General features: G+C 31.3%; 2 protein-coding genes. Both read right to left on the minus strand.

The features are described from left to right. Nucleotides 1-121: 121 nt before the first annotated feature. Nucleotides 122-574 (minus strand): MarR family winged helix-turn-helix transcriptional regulator, encoded by a 453-nt coding sequence (locus ACI313_RS04840; RefSeq protein ID WP_439755422.1) that lies wholly within the window; start codon nt 572-574, stop codon nt 122-124. A 37-nt stretch (nt 575-611) separates the two neighbouring features. Then, on the minus strand, nt 612-1,679 hold the full coding sequence (locus ACI313_RS04845; protein ID WP_439755423.1) for an iron-containing alcohol dehydrogenase family protein: 1,068 nt from the start codon (nt 1,677-1,679) through the stop codon (nt 612-614). Nucleotides 1,680-1,753: the final 74 nt, after the last annotated feature.

The following is a 1,753-nucleotide window of genomic DNA, read 5'->3' on the forward strand; positions in this document are numbered from 1 at the left end:
AAGAAACCAACAAATAGAAACAATATTAGTAATACAACATAGATTATTTTACGATCTTTCACTTTAACCTACCTCCATATTCATTGTATCAAAAAGACAAAAAAAACAGCAAGCGCTGTTTTTAGTTATTACCATCTCCATATTGTTCACGGAAGTAATCTAAGATGTTTTGTAGAGAATCGATTAAGACTTTGTTGTCTTCAAGATTTAAATCCGAAATAGCTTTATCAATCATTACTTCATGAAATTGATCATGAATTTTTAAGACTTTCTTAGCAGGTTCGGTAATTCGTAAACGAACAATACGTTTATCTTTATCATCTTTATATCGTTCCACATATCCCTTGGCAACTAATCCCTTTACATTAGTCGTCAAAGTTCCTTGTGTGATCATACTTCTCTTGGCAATGTGTGACATCGTATTGTCACTAGCTTTTTCAATACTTTCCAACAAATGGACTTCATTCATTGATAACTTCACATTTTTCTTTTTTAGATTTTTTTCTTCTATATAAAGAATATAGTTGAACATTCCCACTAATAATTCATTAATTGTATGTTTTGCGTATTCCATAAGTTTTTCCTTTCAAAGGTAATTAGATTATACACTACTAGTCAAGTGATTCCTCTATAATTTTGTGAATTTCAGCTGAATTAATGCAAATTTTAGAAGTTCTTAATTTTGCTTCATTTTTTAAAATAGAATTTTTTAAGAATTCATGATCTTCAATTTTTGGTTTTTTAATCAGTTTATGAATCCATTCATCAAAAGAATCAATATCAGAAAAACCTAAATATTTTAAAACATCTTTGGCATCTTGATCATTTTGTTCTATACCAACTCTTAGATAAGAAACAATGTAGATTCCACATGCTTGTCCATGGCTGATATTATAGAAACAAGTTAAATCATAACTTAAGGCATGCGGAATCGTCGTTCCTGTTTGGGCAATGGCCATTCCTGCAATAGAAGATACAAGCATGAGTTCATTATAATTGTATTCATGTGTTAATAAGGAATCTTTGATTGTCTTAAATTTTTGTAGACCATAACCACTTATCATGTGACTTAAATCGGTGGCCTTTGTGTTGAGATGACTTTCAATTAAATGACACAGGGCATCAATAGCCGTATTGGCAATCAATTCATGAGATGCATAAGCTAAATACTTTCCATCCACAAACGCATATTTAGGCCATATATCATGAGAGATACTTCCTTTTTTGTGTTCGCTTGGATTCATTAATACCGCCTTTGATGTCACTTCCGATCCGGTTCCACATGTGGTAGGAATACAAATCACATCAACATAATCCAATTCCTTTTTTTGATAGAAACAAGTCTTGTCTTCTTGTTCGTTTTTAATCAACAAGGCAATGGCCTTAGCAGCATCCATGCTCGAACCTCCACCAAGTCCAATCACAAAATCAACATGTTCTTTCTTTCCGATTTCTGCTCCTTTTTCACATATATCCAAAGTTGGATTTTCTTCAATTTCATCAAAAATCACATAAGGAATTGTTAAGCTTTCTGTTAAATCATCTAAAGATCTATTGATTTTACTTGAGTGTTTACCTGTCACAATCAAAGCTTTCTTTCCACATTGATTTAATTCTTTTTGATGGTTTTTAATACAATTGGTTTCTAAATAAAATTGAGTTGGCATGTAGTAGTTCATAATATCTTCCTTTTTTTAATTATTGAACTAACACACTCTAACGAGTGTGGGCTTTTTTTTATAAAGCCTGGTTC

It is taken from the genome of Floccifex sp., assembly GCF_051873495.1.
GTDB lineage: Bacteria > Bacillota_I > Bacilli_A > Erysipelotrichales > Erysipelotrichaceae > Floccifex.

Coding starts and splice junctions, on each gene's coding strand:
- ACI313_RS04840 (WP_439755422.1), bottom strand. CDS start 574: ATGGAATACGCAAAACATACAATTAATGAATTATTAGTGGGAATGTTC.
- ACI313_RS04845 (WP_439755423.1), bottom strand. CDS start 1,679: ATGAACTACTACATGCCAACTCAATTTTATTTAGAAACCAATTGTATT.